Annotated in this window: 20 protein-coding genes; 11 read left to right on the plus strand and 9 right to left on the minus strand. The window is 65.9% G+C overall.

Annotated features, from left to right (window positions below; genetic code table 11):
- Window positions 1–33 precede the first annotated feature (33 nt).
- Window positions 34–1779, minus strand: coding sequence for an NAD(P)/FAD-dependent oxidoreductase (locus EPO41_RS01395; protein ID WP_296319438.1), 1746 nt, complete (start codon window positions 1777–1779; stop codon window positions 34–36).
- Between the two features lie 86 nt (window positions 1780–1865).
- On the opposite strand from EPO41_RS01395, the gene EPO41_RS01400 reads away from it, so the two are divergent.
- Genes EPO41_RS01400 through EPO41_RS01410 form a run of 3 tightly spaced genes read left to right on the plus strand, consistent with a single transcriptional unit; the run spans window position 1866 to window position 5072 of the window.
- On the plus strand, window positions 1866–3005 hold the full coding sequence (locus EPO41_RS01400; protein ID WP_296319440.1) for an amidohydrolase family protein: 1140 nt from the start codon (window positions 1866–1868) through the stop codon (window positions 3003–3005).
- A gap of 1 nt (window position 3006) precedes the next feature.
- Entirely contained in the window at window positions 3007–3855 is an 849-nt protein-coding gene (locus EPO41_RS01405; RefSeq protein WP_296319442.1) for a DMT family transporter, read from the plus strand.
- 14 nt (window positions 3856–3869) lie between these two features.
- Window positions 3870–5072: a pyridoxal phosphate-dependent aminotransferase gene (locus EPO41_RS01410; protein ID WP_296319444.1), complete on the plus strand. Its 1203-nt coding sequence runs from the start codon at window positions 3870–3872 to the stop codon at window positions 5070–5072.
- A gap of 91 nt (window positions 5073–5163) precedes the next feature.
- Here the strand turns inward: EPO41_RS01410 and EPO41_RS01415 are convergent, their stop codons facing one another.
- Window positions 5164–5616: a hypothetical protein gene (locus EPO41_RS01415; protein WP_296319446.1), complete on the minus strand. Its 453-nt coding sequence runs from the start codon at window positions 5614–5616 to the stop codon at window positions 5164–5166.
- A gap of 235 nt (window positions 5617–5851) precedes the next feature.
- Window positions 5852–6766, minus strand: coding sequence for an allantoinase PuuE (gene puuE / locus EPO41_RS01420; RefSeq protein ID WP_296319448.1), 915 nt, complete (start codon window positions 6764–6766; stop codon window positions 5852–5854).
- A 78-nt stretch (window positions 6767–6844) separates the two neighbouring features.
- Between puuE and EPO41_RS01425 the strand changes: the two genes are divergently transcribed.
- Together EPO41_RS01425 and EPO41_RS01430 are read left to right on the plus strand one after the other, a co-directional pair.
- A complete protein-coding gene (locus tag EPO41_RS01425) occupies window positions 6845–8086 on the plus strand; it encodes a Zn-dependent hydrolase (RefSeq protein WP_296319450.1) in 1242 nt (413 codons plus the stop codon).
- Window positions 8087–8096: 10 nt separating this feature from the next.
- A complete protein-coding gene (locus EPO41_RS01430; protein ID WP_296319452.1) occupies window positions 8097–9251 on the plus strand; it encodes an ArgE/DapE family deacylase in 1155 nt (384 codons plus the stop codon).
- Here EPO41_RS01430 and EPO41_RS01435 read toward each other — a convergent pair.
- Together EPO41_RS01435 and EPO41_RS01440 are read right to left on the minus strand one after the other, a co-directional pair.
- A complete protein-coding gene (locus EPO41_RS01435) occupies window positions 9248–9721 on the minus strand; it encodes a hypothetical protein (protein ID WP_296319454.1) in 474 nt (157 codons plus the stop codon). The two genes, EPO41_RS01430 and EPO41_RS01435, sit on opposite strands and share 4 nt — an antisense overlap.
- Before the next feature lie 38 nt (window positions 9722–9759).
- Complete coding sequence (locus EPO41_RS01440; RefSeq protein WP_296319456.1) at window positions 9760–10320, minus strand: hypothetical protein; 561 nt, start codon at window positions 10318–10320, stop codon at window positions 9760–9762.
- A gap of 163 nt (window positions 10321–10483) precedes the next feature.
- Between EPO41_RS01440 and EPO41_RS01445 the strand changes: the two genes are divergently transcribed.
- On the plus strand, window positions 10484–10966 hold the full coding sequence (locus EPO41_RS01445) for a PaaI family thioesterase (protein WP_296319458.1): 483 nt from the start codon (window positions 10484–10486) through the stop codon (window positions 10964–10966).
- Window positions 10967–11005: 39 nt separating this feature from the next.
- Window positions 11006–11752 carry an alpha/beta hydrolase gene (locus tag EPO41_RS01450; RefSeq protein WP_296319460.1) on the plus strand — a complete coding sequence of 249 codons (747 nt, stop codon included), beginning with the start codon at window positions 11006–11008 and terminating at the stop codon, window positions 11750–11752.
- A 12-nt stretch (window positions 11753–11764) separates the two neighbouring features.
- On the opposite strand, the gene EPO41_RS01455 is transcribed toward EPO41_RS01450, so the two are convergent.
- The 3 genes from EPO41_RS01455 to EPO41_RS01465 form a co-directional block, all read right to left on the minus strand.
- The gene (locus EPO41_RS01455) at window positions 11765–12022 is read right to left on the minus strand and encodes a DUF2798 domain-containing protein (protein ID WP_296319462.1); all 258 of its coding nucleotides are present in this window, start codon (window positions 12020–12022) and stop codon (window positions 11765–11767) included.
- Between the two features lie 150 nt (window positions 12023–12172).
- Window positions 12173–13303 carry an acyltransferase gene (locus EPO41_RS01460; protein ID WP_296319464.1) on the minus strand — a complete coding sequence of 377 codons (1131 nt, stop codon included), beginning with the start codon at window positions 13301–13303 and terminating at the stop codon, window positions 12173–12175.
- Between the two features lie 212 nt (window positions 13304–13515).
- Complete coding sequence (locus EPO41_RS01465) at window positions 13516–15189, minus strand: AMP-binding protein (protein ID WP_296319467.1); 1674 nt, start codon at window positions 15187–15189, stop codon at window positions 13516–13518.
- Window positions 15190–15225: 36 nt separating this feature from the next.
- Between EPO41_RS01465 and EPO41_RS01470 the strand changes: the two genes are divergently transcribed.
- A complete protein-coding gene (locus tag EPO41_RS01470; protein WP_296319469.1) occupies window positions 15226–16134 on the plus strand; it encodes a PhzF family phenazine biosynthesis protein in 909 nt (302 codons plus the stop codon).
- 116 nt (window positions 16135–16250) lie between these two features.
- Here the strand turns inward: EPO41_RS01470 and EPO41_RS01475 are convergent, their stop codons facing one another.
- Window positions 16251–16724, minus strand: coding sequence for an Lrp/AsnC family transcriptional regulator (locus EPO41_RS01475; RefSeq protein ID WP_296319471.1), 474 nt, complete (start codon window positions 16722–16724; stop codon window positions 16251–16253).
- Window positions 16725–16824: 100 nt separating this feature from the next.
- On the opposite strand from EPO41_RS01475, the gene EPO41_RS01480 reads away from it, so the two are divergent.
- The 3 genes from EPO41_RS01480 to EPO41_RS01490 are packed head-to-tail and all read left to right on the plus strand — an operon-like array spanning window position 16825 to window position 21458.
- Window positions 16825–19164, plus strand: coding sequence for a transketolase (locus EPO41_RS01480; RefSeq protein WP_296319473.1), 2340 nt, complete (start codon window positions 16825–16827; stop codon window positions 19162–19164).
- Window positions 19165–19173: 9 nt separating this feature from the next.
- Window positions 19174–20277, plus strand: coding sequence for an S-methyl-5-thioribose-1-phosphate isomerase (gene mtnA, locus EPO41_RS01485; RefSeq protein ID WP_296319475.1), 1104 nt, complete (start codon window positions 19174–19176; stop codon window positions 20275–20277).
- Complete coding sequence (locus EPO41_RS01490) at window positions 20274–21458, plus strand: MFS transporter (protein WP_296319477.1); 1185 nt, start codon at window positions 20274–20276, stop codon at window positions 21456–21458. The genes mtnA and EPO41_RS01490 overlap by 4 nt, the downstream gene beginning before the upstream one ends.

The raw sequence follows: 21458 nt of genomic DNA on the forward strand, positions 1-21458 counted from the left end.
CGTCGCCAATCCGCCCGGCGTCCCCGCCCTCGATCACGCTTTGTGATGCACCGGCGCCCGGCCGTAGACCGGCGTCGGCAGACCCTCCTGCCGCGCCTTGAGCTGCAGCGACAGGAAGATCGAGTAGAGCCGGGACTGCATGAGGTTGCCGCCGTGGAACCACAGGTTCTCCTGCGCCGTCGGCTTCCACATGTTGCGCAGCTCGCCCTCCCAGGGGCCGGGATCCTTGGCGGTGCCGGAGCCCAGGCCCCAGCACTTGCCGACCTTGTCGGCGACCTCGGGCGAGATCAGCTCGGCGGCCCACTGGTTCATCGAGCCGTATCCCGTGGCATAGACGACGAGATCGGCCTTCAGCTCGGTGCCATCGTTCAGCACGACCGAATCCTCGGTCAGACGCTCGATCTCGACACCGGACTTGAGCTTGATGCGGCCGTCGGCGATCAGCTCGGACGCACCGACGTCGATGTAGTAGCCGGAGCCGCGGCGGAGATACATCGGGCCGATGCCGGTATTGTCCTCACCGAAGGTGAGCTTGAAGCCTGCCCTCTCCAGCCGCGCATAGAAGTCCGCATCCTCGCGCCGGATCTGCTCCATCACCGGCTGCATGACCTTAGGAAGGGCCGCGTATGGCATCGATGCCGTGGTGAGATCGGCGATCTCGGTCGTGATGCCGGAGGCCACCGCCTCCTCGGAATAGAGCGGCCGGTTGCGCGCCAACGTATCGGCGCGCACGACCAGGGTCGGCGAGCGTTGCAGCAGGGTGACGTCGGCACCGTGCTCCCACAGGTCGGCCGCGATGTCGTGCGCCGAATTGTTGGAGCCCACGACGACACACTTCTTGCCGGCCCAGCCCTCGCCGCCGGGATGCTGGCTGGAATGATGTTGCCTGCCCCTGAAGCGATCGGCCCCCGGGAACTTCGGAATCTCGGGGAAGCCCGACATGCCCGTCGCGATCACGAGCTGCTTCGGCTTGAGCGTCACCTCCTTGCCGTCACGTTCGACGACGACGGTCCACTCGCCCTTGCTCTCGTCGAACGACGAGCTCTTGCACGTGGTCGACGGCCAGTAATCGAGCTCCATGATCTTCGTGTAGGACTCGAGCCAGTCGCCCATCTTGTCCTTGGGCGTGTAGATCGGCCAATGGTCGGGGAACGGCAGATACGGCAGATGGTCGTACCAGACCGGGTCGTGCAGGCAGAGCGACTTGTAGCGGTTGCGCCAGGCATCGCCCGGACGGGCGTTGCGGTCGACGATCAGGGCCGGAACGCCGAGCCGCTTCAGTCGCGCGCCGAGCGCGATGCCGCCCTGCCCGCCGCCGATCACCAGCACATAGGGCTGGCGCTCGTAGCCCAGTTCCCTCGCATCAGCGCGACGACGGTCGGTCCAGGTCACGCGGTCCTTTAAGGCGCCGTGCTGCGTGCCGTGCTCGCGCGTCGGCCCCTTCCTCTCCTCGAAGCCCTTCAGTTCCATCAGCGCGGTGAAGAAGGTCCAGGCCTTGCCGTCCTTCAGGCGGACATGGCCCGTGCCGCGGCCCTGCGCCGTCTCGAAAGTGAACCAGCCGGGCCGGCCCGAGAGCTTGAACGAGTCGGGCTTCACGTCGGCAAGCCGGGCCCGGAGCATTTCAGCAATCGCAGAGCGGCTCTCCAGCGTCACGATATTCCACGTGAACGCGACGAGGTCGCGCCAGTAGCATTCTTCGTCGAACATCGCCGTCGCAGTATCGATATCGGATCGCTTCAACGCGGACGCAAACTCGGTAAGCCACTCGGTCTCGGTCATTGTCATCCCATTGCGACGGACATGCAGGCGGCGCACTCTAGAAGAAGGACGAGTCCAGAGGAATGGGCGCCCGGGAGGAACCAACGATGAAATACGACGTGATTTCCGCGGATGGGCATATCGACCTGATCTGGCTGCCGCCGGATCTCTTCACCAGCAACGCGCCTGCATCGATGAAAACGCGCATGCCGCATGTCGTCGACGGACCCAGGGGACCGGAATGGACGAGCGCCAACGGCGCGAAGTTCGGTCTGGTGAACGGCATGGGGTCGGCCGGCCGCGAATATGTGCCGGGCATCATCCATCGCTCCGATCGCATGGCCTCGACCGGCCTCTACAGCGACGGCAAGAAGGGCATCCGCCGTCTGACCGAGGTCGACCATCGCCTCAAGGACCAGGACCGCGACGGCGTGCAGGCCGAGGTGCTGTACGGCGTGCTGGGATCGAGCGGCCGGCTGAACGACCCTGAAGCTGCGATCGTGATGCTGCGCATCTACAACGACTGGCTCCACGATTTCTGTAAACAGGCGCCCGACCGGCTGGTCGGCCTGGCCAACATCCCGAACTACGACATGGAAGAGTCGGTCGCCGAGGCGATGCGCTGCGCCAAGCGCGGCGTGAAGGGTCTCGACATCGCCAACCGCCCCGACATGACGCCGCTCTGGGATCCGTTCTGGGAGCCGCTGTGGAAGTTCGGCCATGAGACCGGCATCCCGCTGCACTTCCACACGATCGGCGGCCGCTCGCCCGACGTCACCAAGTTCACGCCCGAAATCCAGCGCCGCATCTTCGCCGTGCACATCACCGGCTTCCAGATGCACATGAGCACCATGCTGATGGGCCTGATCTATTCCGGCGCCCCGGCGCGCTATCCGAACCTCAAGATCGTGATCGGCGAGGCCGGGCTCGGCTGGATCCCCTATGTGCTGCAGCACATGGATCTCGAATGGGAGGACCAGTTCCAGGACCTCGACCTCAAGATGAAGCCCTCCGAGTATTGGCACCGGCAATTCTATGCCACCTACCAGACCGATCCGGTGGGCATCGAGCTGCTGCGCCATCTCGGCGAGGACAATGTCATGTGGGGTTCGGACTATCCGCATCCCGACGGCATCTGGCCGGACAGCCAGGAGTTCCTGGCCCGGGAACTGACCGGCGTCTCGCCCGACGTGAAGCGCAAGATCGTGCGCGACAATGCGATGAAGCTCTACGGCCTTGCCAACTGACATGAGCCGGGAGGGCGGAGCGGCGCGCACCGCCCTCCTGATCGTCTTCGCGATGCTGGCCTTCGCCGGCAACTCGCTGCTCTGCCGTGTGGCGCTGCGCGATACCTCGATCGACGCCGCCAGCTTCACCTCGATCCGCCTCGCCTCCGGCGCACTGGTGCTCTGGGTCCTGCTGCGCTCCCGCGGGAAGCAGCCGCTGGCGGCGGGAAGCTGGCCGATGGCCGCCATGCTCTTTGCCTACGCGGTCTGCTTCTCCTTCGCCTATCGCGATCTCACCGCCGCGACGGGAGCGCTGCTGCTGTTCGGCGCCGTGCAGCTCACCATGACCGCCTATGGTCTGTTCAAGGGTGAGCGCGTGGTCGGGTTGCGGCTCGTCGGCGTGCTGGTGGCGGTCGCGGGGCTCGTCTGGCTGCTGTTGCCCGGCCTGTCGGCGCCGCCTCCATTGGCGGCGGGGCTCATGCTGGCCGCCGGGCTCGCCTGGGGCATCTATTCTCTGCTGGGGCGCGGTGCCGGCGATGCCACCGCGGCCACCGGCGGCAATTTCATCCGCGCCGTGCCCTTTGCCGCCGTCCTCAGCCTGGCTGCAGCGAGCCAGGCCAGTCCCGACCCGACGGGCCTCACGTACGCCGTTGCATCGGGCGCCGTGACCTCGGGCCTGGGCTATGTGCTTTGGTACGCCGCCCTCCCGGCACTTTCCGCTACCTCCGCGGCGACAATCCAGCTTTGCGTCCCCGCCATTGCCGCGCTGGGGGGCGCAGTGCTACTCGCCGAGCCCATCACCGCCAGGCTGCTTATTGCGTCGGCGGCGATCCTGGGCGGCATCGCGCTCACCATCCGCAGGAAACGCTGAAAGTACGGGGAAAAATGTTCGAGGTTGCCGATCGTCTGAAGAACGTGAAGGTGTCGGCCTCGGCCGCGATGACCCGCAAGGTGCGCGACCTGCGGGCCCAGGGCGTGAAGATCGTCGGCCTGTCCTCGGGCGAACCCGATTTCCCCACCCCGGCTCATGCGATCGAAGCCGCGCACCAGGCGGCGCTGGCCGGCGAGACCAAGTATCCGCCGCAGGACGGCATCAGGCCGCTGAAGGAGGCGATCCAGCGTAAGTTCAAGCGCGACAACGGGCTCGACTATGCGCTGGACGAGATCATGGTCTCCAACGGCAGCAAGCAGATCATGTACGACGCGCTGATGGCCAGCGTGAACCCGGGCGACGAGGTCATCATCCCGGCGCCTGGATGGATCTCCTATGCCGACCAGGCGGTGATCGCCGGCGCGAAGCCCGTGCCGGTGTCCTGCCCGGAGAACAACCAGTTCAAGCTGCGCGCCGCCGATCTCGACGCCGCTATCACGCCGAAGACGCGGTGGGTCGTGCTGAACTTCCCGAATAATCCAACTGGTGCCGTCTGCTCGCCGGCCGAGATGCGCCAGATCTGCGACGTGCTGCTGAAGCACAAGCATGTTCTGGTCATGGCCGACGACGTCTACGAGCACCTGGTCTATGGCGACGCGACGTTCTGCACCGTGGCCCAGGTCGAGCCGGCGCTGAAGGACCGCACGCTCACCGTCAACGGCGCGTCCAAGGCCTATGCCATGACCGGCTGGCGGGTCGGCTTCGCCGGGGGTCCACGCGCGATGATCGCGGCCATGACCAACATGCAGGGCCAGATCGGCTCGGGCATCTCGACGATCAGCCAGGCCGCCGCCGTTGCCGCGCTGAATGGACCACAGGAACTGCTGAAGGAGCGGGCCGCCGACTACCAGAAGCGCCGCGACGAGGTCGTGGCGATGCTGCGCGCCGCGAAGGGCGTCACCTGCCACATGCCCGAGGGTGCCTTCTATGTGTTCCCCAACATCGCGGGCTGCATCGGCAAGACCTCGAAGGGCGGCCGCAGGATTTCCAACGACACCGACTTCGTCACCGCGCTGCTGGAAGAGAAGCACGTCGCCACGGTGCAGGGTGCGGCCTACGGCATGAGCCCCTACTTCCGGATTTCCTACGCCACCGACATGGCGAGCCTTCGCGAAGGCTGCACGCGCATCGAGGAATTCTGCGACGAACTCAGCTAGGGGGCAAAGTCTTCATTGGAGCGCGCCACTCCAGTGGCGCTCATGCTTTCCGAGCGCCACTGGAGTGGCGCGCTCCGAACAGAGGCCCCGACTAAAGTGCGTTGATTTCCCGGACCTTGGCGGCGAGGCCGAGCTTGCGGTTGCAGAGCGGCCAGTGCCAAGTCTCGCCCTGGTCGAACATCACCCAGGACGTCAGCGCCGCAGCCTTCTCGTAGTCCTGCGCCGCCTCGATGGCTTCTTTTGGCGTGAGCACCGTACCATCGCGCCGCTGCTGCAGGGTGATGTAGGTGCGCGCCGTGTATTGGAATCGACCGTGATAGGAACCGCGCCCGCCGCTGATGCGGGTCGAGTGCGGCCCCCAGCTGCCGCTTTCGCAGACCGCGAGCGACTGCACGACCTCGTCCTTACGCGCCTGGACGAACTGCTCATGCTCCGTCGGACCTTGCGGCACCGCGGCGGTCTCGGTCGGCTTCTTGGCGCATCCCGGCCCGACGCAGAGCGCGACGAGCAGGAGCGGCGGGATGGCGGTTCGAAGAATGTTCACGGCACGCCATTGATCACACGATTTTATCCCCAGGGTAAACCCCGGCCAGCCGGCGCCACAGGAGCCTAGGTTGCGGTGCCGCGAGCGCAATCGTGCCATGAACGACCTCGATGAAATGCCGGTTACGCTGGCTTAAATCCCTCCTCGCGCCCAAGGACGCCGGGCACGCCGATCTCTGCGGCACGGCAGCGCCGCAACCGCATTCGTGTACCAATTGTAACGGTGCGGGCAGCTTTCAGGCTGCAACGCCCGGATGAGTCTTGATCCAGTGCCGCGCGATCTCCTCGCGAGTCGCCACCCAGACCCTGGGCTTCGACGCCACGTAGTCGAGGAAGCGCGCCAGGGTCGCGGCGCGGCTGGGGCGTCCGGCGAGGCGGCAATGCAGGCCGATCGACATCATCTTCGGGGCGCGCGCCCCCTCGGCGTAGAGCACGTCGAAACTATCCTTCATCGCCTGCAGCCAACCGTCGCCCGCGGTGAATCCCGGGGGCACGCCGAACTTCATGTCGTTCACTTCGAGCGTGTAAGGGATGATCAGGTGGGGCTCGCCGCCGACCTTCACCCAGTAGGGCAAGTCGTCGGAATAGGAGTCGCTCGAATAGAGGAAGCCGCCATGATTGATGACGGCTTCGAGCGTGTGCAGGCCGAAGCGGCCGGTGTACCAGCCGACCGGGGCTTTGCCCGCGGTTTGCTCGATCGCCTTCACTGCCTTCCTCATATGGTCGAGCTCCTGCTCGAGCGTGAAGTCCTTGTAGTTGATCCAGCGCCAGCCGTGGCTCGCCACCTCGTGGCCGGCCTCGGCCATTGCCTTGCCGGCCGCGGGGTTGAGTTCCAGCGCGCGGCCGACCGCCCACGAGGTGAAGCGCATGTTGCGTTCCTGGAAGAGCCGCAGGATGCGCCAGAAGCCGGCGCGGCTGCCGTACTCGTACATCGACTCGGTCGAGAGATCGCGGCCCCCCTCGATCGGCGTGCCGCCCGGCGTCTCGGTGAGGAAGACCTCGGAGGCCGGATCGCCGTTCAGGATCGTATTCTCGCCGCCCTCCTCGTAGTTCAGCACGAAGCTCACCGCGATGCGGGCATCGCCCGGCCACTGCGCATGCGGCGGGTTGGGGCCGTAGCCGATCAGGTTGCGGTCGAGATGGTTGTGCATGAGTTCCTCGGAAACGCGAGCGATTGAAGCCCGACTATGACGCGGCTATAGCTCGCGCGACAAGCTTGTGGAGGCGAGATGGGCGCGGCCGAAGCGATCCGGGAAGAGCGGCTGTGGCGGCGGCACGCCGACATGGCGAAACTGGGCGGCACGCCCAAGGGCGGCGTCAACCGGCAGGCGCTCTCCGCCGAGGATGCGGCGGCGCGCAACCTGCTCGGCGCCTGGGCCCGGGCGCGCGGTTTCGCCGTCTCGACCGACGCCATCGGCAACCTTTTCGTGCGCCGCGAGGGCTCCGATCCCCAAGCCCTGCCGGTGATGAGCGGCTCGCACATGGACAGCCAGCCGACCGGCGGCCGTTTCGACGGTATGTACGGTGTGCTGGCGGCCTTCGAGGCGCTGGAAGCGCTGGAAGATGCCGGCGTGCAGACACGCCGTCCCGTGGTCGCCGTCGCCTGGACCAACGAGGAAGGCTCACGCTTCCAGCCCGGCGCCATGGGCTCGGCGGTGTTTGCCGGCCACAACGCGCTTGAGGAGATGTTCGAGGTCAAGGACTGGAAAGGCGTCGCGCTCAAGGATGCACTGGCCGAGACCTTGAAGGCGGCACCGGCGCCGATGCTGGGCGGCAAGCCCGGCTTCCCACTCGACGGTTATGTCGAGGCCCATATCGAGCAGGGCCCGCGGCTGGAGAACGAGCAAAAGACCATCGGCGTCGTCACCGCGATCCAGGGCAGCCGCCGCTACATCGTCACCATCGAGGGCGAGGAGGCGCATGCCGGCACGACGCCGCGCGCCGCCCGCAAGGATGCATTTGCCGCCGCCCTTCGCATCGCCCAGACGATGTACGAGGCGACGACCGATGCTGACGACATGCTGCGCTTCACCATCGGCAGGGTCGATGTGGCGCCGGGCTCGCCCAATACGGTGCCTGGCCGGACGGTCTTCACCATCGACATGCGCCATCCCGACGATGCGGTGCTGGAAGCGCACGAGAGGAAGCTGAAGGAGATCGTCGCTTCGAAGGCAGCGCCCTGCACTTCGGGTATCGAGCGCGTGACGGCGGTGCCGCCGACCAATTTCGATCCGATGGTGGTCGACCTGGTGCGGGCCAAGACCAATGCGCTGAAGCTCTCCAATATGGACATGCCCTCGGGCGCCGGCCACGACGCCATGCACATCGCCCGCCTCTGCCCCACCGGCATGATCTTCGTTCCCTGCGAACGCGGGATCAGCCACAACGAAATCGAGAACGCCACGCCCCAGGACCTCGCCGCCGGCGCCCGCGTCCTGGTCGAGGTGCTGGTCGAACTGGCCAACCGCTGAGGAACCGTTGATGTCGAAGAAGATGCAATCCGAACTCGTAGCGATCCTGTCCGACCTGATCGCCTTGCCGAGCCCCTACCCGCCCGGCACCTCGGTCGAGATCTGCGCCTATACGGCGAAGCGCCTGAAAAAGGCGGGCTACAAGGTCGAGATCGCCACCCACAAGAAGGGCGTCGACAATGTCGTGGCGCGCATGAAGGGCAAGGCGAAGGGCCCGGTCATCGCCTTCAACGCCCATGTCGATACGGTGGGCGTCGGCGAGCGCGCGAACTGGAAGAGCGATCCCTACAAGGCGCTGGTCAAGGGCGGCCTCGTCTACGGGCTGGGTGCGGGCAACTGCAAGGGCAGCATGGCGGTGCAGATCTGGATCGCCGAGGAGATCGCGCGCCGCGGCGGCCCGGCATCGGGCGAGCTGATCTTCACCTTCGTGGCCGACGAGGAGAATCTCGGGCCCGAGGGCATGGAGTATCTGCGCAAGAGCGGCAAGGTGCGACCTGACGCGTTGATTCTGGGGGCGCAGACCGAGAACAACCTGATCGTGGCCGAGCGCGGCGTCATGTGGGCGCGCCTCACCACCAAGGGCCGCGCCGCCCATGCCGGCAACCCGGCCGCCGGCGACAATGCCATCCTGCGCATGATGCGCCTCGTGGGGGCGCTCAGCTCCTACTACGACAAGGCCTTGGCGGATCGCGTCTCAGGCGCAAAGAAGTCGACGGTGAACATCGGCATGTTCCATGGCGGCCACAACACCAACGTCGTGCCGTCGGCCTGCACCGTCGAGATCGACCGCCGCCTGCTGCCCAACGAGAAGGTGAAGGATGCGTTCAAGGAACTGAAGAAGGTGGTCGACAGCGTCGGCGAGCCGAAGACGACGTACGGTGTCGAATTCCTGACCGGCACCAACGGCTTCTTCGCGCCCGAGAACGGCGCGGCCGTCGGCGCCTTCGAAGCCGCGGTCAAGGCGTACAGCGGCCGCAAGGTGAAGTTCCTCAACGCCACCGGCGTCAGCGACGGCCGCTACTATGCCGACGACGATATCGAGATCATCAATTTCGGCCCCGGCTCCGGTGCGCAAGGCCACGCCGCCAACGAGAGCGTGCCGATTGCCGAGATGGTTGACGCCGCCCACATCCAGCTCGACGTGGTGAAGCGGCTTCTGGGTTAGAGGTAGCCGCCGGCCTTCAGGCTCTCGACGATCTGCTGCACGAAGCGTCGCGGGTCCTTCGACTGTGCGTGATGATGAAACTTTTCGAGGGGTTTTGAGCCACCGCCCCGGTAGAGCGCGGCGCGCACGAGCAGCGATGGCGAATTCCCGCTGGAACCTCGGGCAACGTCTATCTCCAGCGTGTAGGTGGGATTGAACCGCTGGACGATCTCGCTCTGCTCAGTGCCGCGATAAAGTTCCACGCTGCTGGCGCGTCCGGCTTCCACGACGATACCAAAGGGCGTTAGTAGTCTGACGAACTCCGCGGTGATGTACTTTCCGTCGATGAAGTCGTCATTTGGCGGCAGCCAGAGGAGCAGCCGCTGCATCCTCACCGGTGCCGAGCCGGAATTGAGCGGTTCGTGGGCAAAGGTGGGGGGCTTGTCGCAAGCGGACAGAATCAGGCTGCCAGCAACCAGCTTCGGTGCCAAAAGGACCCGCCGCCTCGACAGCAGTGATCGACGCCACATCAGATCAACCCGTCCTTTTTCAGCTTCGCCGTCAGGTCATCGACATAACGATCCGCCGCGGCCAGACGCCTCGACTCCATCCCGCTGGCCCTCCAGAAATCCACCATGTCGGTCTTGGCACGCCAAATGGCTCTGTCCCGCGTGCCCCTGTCGTACAAAGTCGCATCGATTTCGTAGTCGTCGACATATTGACCGCGGAACTTGATGACGCCGCTGGTCAGGAGCATCCCCTGACGGCTCTGGAAACGGGCGTCTGCCGCCGCTATTAGCGGTTTTCCGTTGGCTGCGGCGCCATCTATATCAATGACCTCGACTGCGATCCCGAGCGGCGGCCATTTCGCGTCGAAGCTCTGCTTCAGTTCGGTCGCACTGAGGAGGGACGCATTCTGTCCCGCCGTGAGCGTGGGGCGGGAGAACCTTGTAACAATCAGGACCCGCGTCAGCTTCTGTCCTGAAACGTAGGCGGCGTTGGATTGCGTGACGACCTTCTGATCGGGCGTACAGCCCGTAAGCGCCATGCCGAGCCCCATCAAGGCATGACGCCGCCTCAAATCTGTCATTCTGCCGAACTCTCCCCACCTGCTCCATATTAGCAGGAAACCCTTCGATGACTCTACCGAAGATTGCGCACAACACGATGCTGATCGGGTCCGAAACCGGCCAGACCCAGGACGGCTTTCAGCGGTAAGCATGGAGGCGGTAAAGCACTCAGGGAACCCGTCGATGCCAGGACAGACCACACCCAAGACCTACGGAACTGTGAGCCCCGAGGCGCGGGCCGGAATGACAGGACTCGAATTCGTGCAAGGCCTGGCCGACGGGACGCTGCCGCTCAATACAATCGCCGAGACGCTGGGCTACGATGTGATCGAGGCGGCGAACGGCAGGGTCGTCGTCTCGATCGTGCCGACCGACCGGCATCTCAATCCGTCGGGCACGGTGCATGGCGGGCTCGCGGCGACGCTGCTCGACAGCTGCATGGGCCTCGCGGTCCAGACGACCTTGGCGAAGGGGTTTGCCCAGACGACGGTCGAGTTCAAGATCTCGCTGCTGCGGCCGATCACGCCGCAGACCGGCCTGATCCGCGCCGAAGGTCTCGTGCTCAATGCCGGTCGCCGCGTCGGCACCGCGGAAGGACGCATTACCGACGGGAATGGCCGTCTGCTGGCGCACGGCACGACCACCTGTCTCATCTTTGCGCCCTGACGCGGCGCGTGGCACGCTCGCGGCAGGGAGAAGACATCCATGCCGTTCTACGAAAAAGGCGACGTTCGCATTCACTACGAAGAGGCGGGCGCGGGCCTGCCCCTGCTGATCATTCCGGGCGGCGGCCTCAACTCGACGATCGCCGGCCTCGACAAAACGCATCCGTTCAGCGCGATGAAGGAATTCAGCGACAGGTTCCGCTGCGTCTGCGCGGACCTGCGGAACGCCAATGGCGGCCAGTCGACCGGCCCGCTCGACATCGAGCGCACCTGGGACGCTTTCACCGACGACCATGTCGGCCTGATGGACCATCTCGGCGCCGACCGCTTCATGGTGCTGGGCTACTGCATCGGCCAGCCGCTGATCTGGAACCTGATCAAGCGGGTCGGCGACCGCGTGATCGCCGCCGTGCTGACGCAGCCCTCGGGCTTCCGGCCGGAGCTGCCGAACCAGTTCTACGACAACAACATGAAGGGCTGGGGTCCCGACTTCGTCGCCAGGCGGCCGGAGTACACGATGGACCAGGTGAGCCAGTTCCTCACCAACATGTACACGAAGAAGGCCGACTTCGTGTTCACCGTGCCACGCGAGTTCGTGAAGGCCTGCAAGACGCCGATCCTGGTCGCCCCCGACGACAGCCCGCCGCATCCCTACAAGGTCGCGATGGAAGTGGCGATGCTGGCGCCGAACTCGCAGGTCACGCTCTATCCGTGGAAGGACACGCCGGAGCGCGTCCCGCTGGCGGTGCGCCACATCAGGATGTTCCTGGAGGCGCACCGGCCTTGAGGGAGCCGATCGTCAGCCCGGCCGTGTCTCCACGATCAGGCCGACGATGCGCCGCACGATGGGCATGACGGCGAGAAGGACGGGAAACGCAACCAGCCAGGACAGGCCCCAGGCGCTCATCCAGATCGCGATGAAGCCGGGCGACAGCCCGGCACTCCGCGCGGTCGAGATGCCCGACACGACGAAGGTCATGATGAGCGACAGGACGAGCGGAAGAAAGATTGCAGCATAGCGCGCCGGCAGGCGGCGCAATCCGAGATATGAAAACAAGATGGATGTCTCACGCAGGGTCGCGGCCAGAGCAAACGAGGCTCGCGATCATTGACTGCGTTGCTTCACGTGAGACGCTTACGATCTTCCTTCGAAGACGAGCTTTGTTAACCTAATTGCGAGTTGTTCGCAACCAGAAATCCGGCCTCGCTATACGGCGCGCGAGACACCGGGCAGGCGGCGGAACAGACTCGAGGCGAGCCAGCTCAGGCTGAAGCCCAGGGTCATCACGAGGGCGCCTTTGGCCAGCGGGGCGAGCGGCGTCCCCAGCAGGAGCAATTGGAGCCAGAGCACGATCGGCCAGTGCATGAGATAGATGCCGTAGGCATTGGCGCAGAGGCTGTTGCCGATCGACCCCGATTGGCCGGAGAAGCGAACGGCAAGCGCCAGAAGGCCAAGCGCCGTAATGGTCGAGAACAGAACCAGCATCACGCCGTCGACCCACGACGGGACCGGCAGACCGTCGAGCGCGAAGAAGGCCACTGTCGCGACGATAGCCAGCAGCGGCCACCGGATCCACTGCCGCTCGAACGCCCGCGCCAACCGATCCGCGCCGACGAACGCACCCGCGGCAAACGACAGGAAATAGAGGCCGATGCGGCTCGACTGGATGCCGAAGGGACCGGCCGTCAGCCAATGCGACTTGCCGAAGGCGAGATGGAACGGCAGGTAGGCTGCCGCACTGGCCACGATGAACAGCATCAGCCAGGCGCCGGCCGGCCTGCTGTCCAAGGCATGACCGAAGCGCCGTGCGAATTGCCAGATGCGATCCTGCGCCAGCAGCAGGGCCAGCGCAGCGTCGAACACGAGCAGCGCGCCGACGAACCAGAGCGGCCCGCTCGGCCAAGGGCCGAGCGTGACCATGCGCGCCCAGAATGTCGCGAAACTGTCACCGCCGCCACCCAGCAGGTAGGCGGCGTAATATGAAAGCGGAACGATCGTTACGATGCCGACGAGCAGCGGCGCGCCCAATCGTAACGCGCGATCGACGAGATACTGTCGCAGCCCCTTGCGTGCCAGCGAGGAGCGCACGAACAAGCCCGACAGCAAGAACATCAGCGGCATGAAGAAGCCGTTGGTCCAGGTGACAACGGCATTGAAGCCGGACCATTGCGCCATGTCGACGACCGGCGCGCTGCCGTTGGTGTAGGAACCGGCCGATACGGCCTGAGCCCCCGCCATGTAACCCAGCGCCACGTGCTGCAGCACGACCAGGGCGATCACAAAGACGCGCAGATGATCGAAGGCGGGAAAATGCGCCGCCGGCTGGGCGATGCGCACCTGCGGGGTCTGGCCGAGGGCTCGATATCTGTTTTGGGAATGGGCGTACGCATCGATGGACGCAACGGCGACAGACTTCACGAGCAATACGCCCCGGTTGGTGTCGGACCGGCCTACAACGGCGGAACCGACGGGGGCGTTGCACGCTCCTTCAAAGAGTCACAATTGCGCCCGCCCCGACTCACAGAAGATGAATTCGCGGGCCGCCTGCGTTAGGCCGTCTTCTGCGCCTTCAGTCCGAGCTTCTCGATCGTCTGCTCGCGCATCACGAACTTCTGGATCTTGCCGGTGATGGTCATCGGGAACTCGGGCACGAACTCGATGTAGCGTGGGATCTTGTAGTGGGCGATCTGTCCCTGGCAGAAGGTGCGGATCTCATCGTCGGTCGCGGTCTGGCCGGCATGCAGCTTGATCCAGGCGCAGACCGCCTCGCCGTAGCGCGGATCAGGCACGCCGATCACCTGCACGTCCTGTACCTTCGGATGGCGGTAGAGGAACTCCTCGATCTCCCGCGGATAGACGTTCTCGCCGCCGCGGATGATCATGTCCTTGAGGCGGCCGACGATGTTGACGTAGCCCTGCTCGTCCATGGTCGCCAGGTCGCCGGTGCGCATCCAGCCAGCCTCGTCGACGGCCTCCTTTGTCTTGGCCTCGTCGTTCCAGTAGCCCTTCATCACCGAATAGCCGCGCGTGCAGAACTCGCCGGTCTCGCCGCGCGGCACCGCCCTGCCCTCGGTGTCGACGATCTTGATCTCGATGTGCGGCAGTACCTGGCCGACGGTCGAGACGCGGCGCTCGACCGGATCGTCGGTGGCGCACTGGGTCGACACCGGCGAAGTCTCGGTCATGCCGTAGGCGATGGTGACCTCGCCCATGTGCATGTGGCTCTGCACCTTCTTCATCACCTCGATGGGACAGGGCGAACCCGCCATGATGCCGGTCCGCAGGCTCCTGAGGTCGAACTTGGCGAAGTCGGGATGATCGAGCTGGGCGATGAACATGGTGGGCACGCCATAGAGCGCCGTGCAGCGCTCTTCAGCAACGGCCTGCAGGGTCGCCAGCGGATCGAAGGCTTCGGACGGATAGATCATGGTCGATCCATGCGTCAGGCAACCCAGATTGCCCATCACCATGCCGAAGCAGTGATAGAGCGGCACCGGAATGCAGAGCCGGTCCTGCGGCGTGAGCTTGAGCCCTTCGCCCACGAAGTAGCCGTTGTTCAGGATATTGTGGTGGCTGAGCGTCGCGCCCTTGGGGAAGCCCGTGGTGCCCGACGTGAACTGGATGTTGATCGCGTCGTCGAACTGCAGCTTTGGCGCCAGCTCGGCAATGCGCATCTTCTCGGCATTGCCGCCAGCAGTCGCAACGTCGTCGAAGTTCAGCATGCCCGGCGTCTTGTCCGCCCCGAGGCGTACGACGTGTTTCAGGTGCGGCAGCTTCTTCGCCTTCACGAGATCGTCGACGATCTCGAGATAGTTCGAGGTCTTGAGCGCCGGCGCCAGGATCAGCGCTTTGCATTCGACCTTGTTCATCGCGTATTCGAGCTCGGCGCGCCGGTAGGCCGGGTTGACGTTCACCAGCACGAGGCCGGCCTTCGCAGTTGCGAACTGCGCCAGAGTCCATTCCGAATTGTTGGGCGACCAGATGCCGACCCGGTCGCCGCGCTCCAACCCGAGCGTCAGGAGGCCGGCGGCGAGATCGTCGACTCGCCGGCCGAGTTCGCCCCAGCTCCAGCGCACGTTCTGGTGGCGGACCACCAGCGCCTCGCGCTCGCGATGGGTTTCGACAGTGCGGTCGAAGAAGACGCCGATCGTCTCGCCGATCAGCTTCTTGTCCGAGACGCCGTGATCGTAGGAGATTTTGGGAGCGGCCTGAGCTTTGGTCATGCGGGAAGATTAGCGTGCCATGCGAGATTTGGAATCATGAAACTCCACTTCGTCACCGTCGACGTCTTCACCGACCGCCAGTTCGGGGGCAACCCGCTGGCCGTCATCACCGATGCACAGGGCCTGTCGAGCGAACGGATGCAGGCCATCGCGGCCGAGTTCAACCTGGCCGAGACGACCTTCGTGCTGCCGCCGAAGGACCCGGCCCATACTGCGGAAGTCCGCATCTTCACGCCCAAGGCCGAGATGCCTTTCGCCGGCCATCCCAATGTCGGTACGGCCTTCGTGCTGGCCCGCGCCGGCACCAGCTACGGCCGGCCGGTGAGCGGCGACCGGCTGGTCTTCGAGGAGAAGGCCGGACTGGTGGCCATGGACATCGTGCGCGAGGGCCGCGCGGTCGTGGCGACCCGCCTCGCCGCCCCGGTGCCGCTCAGCTTCGGCGAGGAGATCGATCCGGCTCTCGTGGCGGCTGCCTGCTCGCTGACGGCTGACGATCTCAAGCTCGACATCCACCCGCCGCGCGTCGCCTCCTGCGGCGCGCCGTTGCTGTTCGTCGAACTGAAGTCGCGCGAGGCCCTGCGCCGGGCCGCACCCCGCCCCGAGGTCTTCGCCCGCGAGCTGCCGCGCGACCGCATCGTCGGCATCCATCTCTATCGGCAGGAGCGCGATGGCGAGATCGACGTCCACACCCGCATGTTCGCCCCCGAGCACGGCATCCCCGAGGACCCCGCGACAGGTGCCGCCAACGTGGCACTCATTGGCGTGCTGGCGCATCACCGGCCCGAGTCCGACATCACTTTGGCGAAGACGATCGGCCAGGGTTTCGACATGGGCCGCCCCAGCGTTCTGCAGGCCAGCGCTGAAAAGAAAGGTGGCACGGTGGTCGCGACCTACATCGGTGGCCGCTGCAAGCCGATGATGAGCGGAGTGATTGAGTTGGAGTAGCAACGCCACCCTGTCGTCCTGAGCGCAGCGAAGGACCTAGCCGAACGACCAATGAACTCCGTGGCTAGCGTGAGATCCTTCGCTTCGCTCAGGATGACAAGATAGATGATCGCGACCTAACGCCCCGATACCGCCAGCGGCAACGCCGCCCCCTGCTTCACCGGGCGCAGCGCAAACGAACTCCTGATCTGCGCGATGCCCTGAATCTTCGTGAAGTCCATCACGAAGCGCTCATAGGCTTCGAGGTCGGGCACCACGACCCGCAGCAGGTAATCGCTGTCGCCGGTCATCAGGTAGCATTCCATCACCTCGGGCCGTTCCGCCGCGGCACGCTCGAAATCCTTCAGCGCCTTCTCGGTCTGGGTTGTGAGCGAGACGCTGACGAATACGTTGACCGACAGCCCGACCGACTTGGCGTCGACCTGGGCGGCATAGCCCTTGATGACGCCCGCCTCCTCCAGCGCCTTGACCCGCCGCCAGCACGGCGAGGAAGACAGCCCGACCTGCTCAGCCAGGTCGGCGTTGCTGAGGCGGCCATCGTGCTGCAGCCGTTCAAGAATGCGCCGGTCGATCGCGTCCAGGGAGATCATTGCTCAAATCGCCACAATCTGGGGAAATCATGCCCCATACAGCCTGTTTGGCGACCCGAACGCAAGGACCTACCAGCGGAGCAGGCGTATGCCGGTGTCCATGACCACCCTCGCCCCCATCCAGCGTCTCCGCCTCCTCCGTGAACTGGAACGCAAGGTGCTGTGGCTCAGCGCCTGGACGATCCATCACGCCAACCACCTCCGTCCCAACCGCGACGGGCTCAAGGTCGGCGGCCACCAGGCCTCCTGCGCCTCCCTGGCAACGGTCATGTCGGCGCTCTATTTCTCGGTGCTGCGGCCGGAGGATCGCGTCGCGGTGAAGCCGCACGCCTCGCCGGTGTTCCACGCCATCCAGTACCTGTTCGGGCATCAGACCCGCGAGAAGCTCGAACGCTTCCGCGCGCTGGGCGGCGCCCAGTCCTATCCGTCGCGCACCAAGGACGTCGACGACGTCGACTTCTCGACCGGCTCGGTCGGCCTCGGCGTCGCCATGACGCTGTTCTCGTCGATCGTGCAGGACTATGTGCGCCTGAAGAACCTGGGCGACGGCAAGCGGCCCACGGGCCGCATGGTGGCGCTGGTCGGCGACGCCGAACTCGACGAGGGCAACATCTTCGAGGCGCTGCTCGAAGGCTGGAAGCACGACGTCCGGAACCTCTGGTGGGTGATCGACTACAATCGCCAGAGCCTCGACGGCGTGGTGAACGACCGGCTGTTCGGCCGGGTCGCGGAGATGTTCGAGCTGGTCGGCTGGAGGGTCGTCACCCTGAAATACGGCAAGCTGCTGGAGACGGCGTTTACCCAGCCCGACGGCGCGCATCTGCGCGACTGGATCGACGCCTGCCCCAACTCGCTCTACTCGGCGCTGGTGTTCAAGGGCGGCGCCGGCTGGCGCGAGGCGCTGACCCGCGACCTCAACCAGTATCCCGGCGTGCGGCGCATCCTCGAGCAGCATGACGACGCGGCGCTGCACAGGCTGATGACCAACCTGGCCGGCAATGACATGCAGGCCGTGGTCGATGCGTTCGAGGGCGTGAACGACGACACGCCGACCTGCTTCATCGCCTACACGATCAAGGGCCAGGGCCTGCCCTTCGCCGGCCACAAGGACAACCATTCCGGCCTGATGACGCTCGACCAGATGGCGGGCTTCAAGAAGGGCATGGGGATCGAAGACGGCCAGGAGTGGGACAAGTTCGCGGGCCTCACCGCGCAGCCGGCCGAGCTGCAGGCCTTCCTGGATGCCGCGCCGTTCAACGCCGAGGGCCGCCGCCGCACCGACGCGCCGCTTGTCGCGATCCCCGCGCAGCTCACCAGGCCGAGCGACAGGAAGTCGAGCACGCAGGAAGGGTTCGGCAAGATCCTGAACGCCATCGCGTCGGAGGATGGTGAACTCGCCCGCCACATCGTCACGACCTCTCCCGATGTGACGGTCTCGACCAATCTCGGCGCCTGGGTGAACCGGCGCGGCCTGTTCGGCCACACCGAGGCCGAGGACGTGTTCCGCGAGCTGAAGGTCGTGTCGGCGCAACTCTGGCGGCAGACACCGAAGGGCCAGCATGTCGAGCTGGGCATCGCCGAGAACAACCTGTTCATCCAGCTCGCCGCGCTCGGCCTCAGCCATCAGCTGTTCGGCGCGCGCCTGCTGCCGATCGGCACGCTCTACGACCCGTTCATCGCGCGCGGCCTCGATGCGCTGAATTATGCCTGCTACCAGGATTCGCGCTTCATGCTGGTGGCGACGCCCTCGGGCGTGACACTCGCACCGGAAGGCGGCGCCCACCAGAGCATCCACACGCCGCTGATCGGCATCGGCCAGCCCGGCCTCGTCTCTTATGAGCCCGCTTACGTCGATGAGCTGGCGGTGCTGATGCGCCACGGCTTCGAATACATGCAGCAGCCCGAGGGCGGCTCGATCTATCTGCGCCTGTCGACGCGCAGCCTGGCCCAGCCCGAGCGCACGCTGACACCGCAGCAGCAGGCCGACATCGTGTCGGGCGGCTATTGGTACGCCCCGCCCGAGCAGGGCGCGGACGTGGCCATCGTGGCCATGGGGGCGGTGACGCCCGAAGCGGTCGCTGCACACGAAAGCGTCGCGCGCGACTTCAGCGGTGCCGGCCTGCTCGTACTGACCTCGCCCGACCGACTCCATACCGATTGGCTGGCCGCGCAGCGGAACCGCGGCCGCACGGCGGGCTTGGTCGACCGTTCACCGAGCCCGGTCGAGCGGCTGCTCGCCCCCTTGTCGCGCGATGCGCGCATTGTGACGGTGATGGACGGCCATCCGCTGGCGCTCTCCTGGCTGGGATCGGTGCGCGGCCAGCGGGTCGTGCCGCTCGGCATCGAGAAGTTCGGCCAGTCGGGCGACATCCCCGATCTCTATCGAACCTATGGGCTCGATTCGGCGGCGATAATCGACGCGGTGGCGCGCGCCGTCTAAAATGACGGGGTGAAAGTAGACGGCACCCCTTACCGAACCATCTGGCTCGCCGCCGACGGCACGACCGTCCAGGCGATCGACCAGACCCTTCTGCCCCATCGCTTCGTCGTGCGGGATTTCCGTACAATGGAGGATGCCGAGGTGGCGATCCGCACCATGATCGTTCGCGGCGCACCGCTGATCGGCGCCGCCGCGGCCTACGGCATGGCACTCGCCATGGCCACCGACCCGTCCGATGCCATGTTGGCCCGCGCTTACACGGTGCTGCTGGAGTCGCGGCCGACCGCGGTGAACCTGCGCTGGGCGCTCGATGACCTGCGCGCGCTGCTGGCGCCGCTGCCGGCCGCCCGGCGCCGCGAAGCCGCCTACCGGCGCGCCGCCGAGATCTGCGACGAGGATGCAGAGATCTGCCGCCGCATTGGCGAGAACGGGCTCGGCCTCATCCGCAAGCTCAAGCCGCGCGACAAAAGCGGGCGCATCAACGCCCTCACCCACTGCAACGCGGGCTGGCTCGCCACCGTCGACTGGGGAACGGCGCTGGCGCCGATCTACCAGGCGCACAATGCCGGCATTCCCATCCATGTCTGGGTCGACGAGACGCGACCGCGGAACCAGGGCGCCAGCCTGACCGCATGGGAGCTGGGCAAGCACGGCGTGCCGCACACGGTCATCGCCGACAATGCCGGCGGCCACCTGATGCAGCACGACCAGGTCGACTTCGTCATCACCGGCACCGATCGCACGACGCGCGGCGGCGACGTCTGCAACAAGATCGGCACCTACCTCAAGGCGCTGGCCGCGCACGACAACGGCGTGCCTTTCTATGTCGGTCTGCCCTACCCGACCATCGACTGGACGATCGTCGACGGCGTGCGCGACATCCCGATCGAGGAACGCAGCGCACGTGAGCTGTCGCACATGACGGGCCGCACCGAGACCGGCGAACTCGCTACGGTGGCGATCCTTCCCGAGGGCAGCGCTGGCGCCAATCCCGCCTTCGACGTGACGCCCGCGCGCTTGGTGACGGCGCTGATCACCGAGCGCGGCGTATGCGCCGCCAGCGAGGCCGGACTTCTTTCGCTCTATCCCGAACAACAGACCCGAGCAGCGTGAAGGTCAGCCAAGCGGCCCAGGCCACTGCCGGGCTTGGCCTCACCCAGATCGTGGGCTGGGGCACGACCTTCCTGATGCCGTCGGTGCTGGGCCGGCATATCCAGCACGACCTCGGCCTGCCAAGCGAGGTCGTCTATGGCGGCATCACCGTGATGTTCGGCGTAGGTGCGATCTTCTCGCCCCGGGTCGGCCGCTTGCTCGATCGCACCGGCGCGCGCGCCGTCATGGCCGTGGGGTCCGTCCTCTACGCGCTGTCGCTTGCCGCCCTCACCCTCTCGCAGGGAATGATCACCTACTTGCTCTGCTGGGCCGCCATGGGCGTCGCTTCGACCCTCGCGCTCAACACGCCGTCGAGCATCGCGCTCGCCCAGATCGCCGGGACCCGGGCGCGGCAGGCGATCGCCGTGCTGGCCATTATCGGTGGCTTTGCGTCGACCGTCTTCTGGCCGGTTTCCGAGGCGCTCGAACTCCTCTTCGGCTGGCGCGGCGTGGTGCTGATCTACGCTGCGATCCACCTCACGATCTGCGCACCGGTCCATCTGCTGATGCTGCCGGGTCGGCCCATGGTCGGCACGCATGCACCGGCGGGCGCGCCGGCACAGGTACCGCCGTCGGCACACACCGAACGAATCTTCCTGCTGCTGTCGATCTCTTTTGCCTGCGGCGCCTTCATCTTCACCGGTTTCATCGTGCACGCGATCGGCGTGCTGCGCGGCCTCGGCCACGATCCCGCGACGGCGCTCCTGCTGGCCACGCTGATCGGGCCGGCGCAGGTTGCGGTGCGGGTATTCGAGCTGGCATTCGGCCACCGCTACACGATTACCAGCTCGACGCTGTTTTCCAGCGCAGTGCTTCCGTTCGGCCTGGGCCTGGCGTTGCTGGCCGGCGGCAACTTTGCCGTCGCACTGGTCTGCATAATGGCCTACGGCATCGCCAACGGGATGAAGGCCGTACTGCGCGCGACCTTGCCGCTTGCCCTCTTCGGTCGCGCCCAGTTCGGCACTTATCTCGGCCGCCTCGCGCTGCCGCAAGGCATCGTCTCGGCCGCCGCCCCGCCGGTCCTGGCGGCGGTGATGGCCAGCTACGGCGCCGAAGGTGTGCTCGCCGTCACTTTCGTCGTCGCCACGGTGGCCCTGATCGCCACCATCCTGCTGGTGCGCGTGAGCGGCACGGTTCGCTGA

The sequence above is a fragment of the Reyranella sp. genome (genome assembly GCF_004297265.1).
Taxonomy (GTDB): domain Bacteria; phylum Pseudomonadota; class Alphaproteobacteria; order Reyranellales; family Reyranellaceae; genus Reyranella.